Source organism: Halomonas sp. ND22Bw, assembly GCF_003011945.1.
Classification (GTDB): Bacteria; Pseudomonadota; Gammaproteobacteria; order Pseudomonadales; family Halomonadaceae; genus Halomonas; species Halomonas halophila.
Genome location: NZ_PXWD01001093.1, coordinates 1 through 263, shown reverse-complemented (window position 1 = coordinate 263; position 263 = coordinate 1). Strand labels below are relative to the sequence as shown.

The window sequence follows — 263 nt, the reverse complement described above, 5'->3', positions numbered from 1 at the left end:
GGATCATGAGCGTGTAGCCGTCCGGCGCCGCCGTGGCCACGGCCTGCTGGCCGATCGTGCCGCTGGCGCCGCCGCGGTGGTCCACCACCAGCGGCTGACCCATGCTCTGGCCCATCTTGTCGGTGATGGCGCGGGCAATGATGTCCGTGGTGCTGCCGGCCGCGAAAGGCACGATCACGCGGATCGGCTTGTTCGGGTAGCCGTTCTGCGCGGCAGCGCCCTGGGTCGTCAATGTGGCGAGGCATGCCAGCGAGGCAGCCGCG

The 263-nt window shown here is 70.7% G+C and carries 1 protein-coding gene; it reads right to left on the bottom strand.

What is annotated here, in order from left to right; all coding sequences use genetic code 11:
* On the bottom strand, positions 1-263 hold a 263-nt coding region (locus CVH10_RS21565; protein WP_369335955.1), incomplete at both ends, for a Bug family tripartite tricarboxylate transporter substrate binding protein.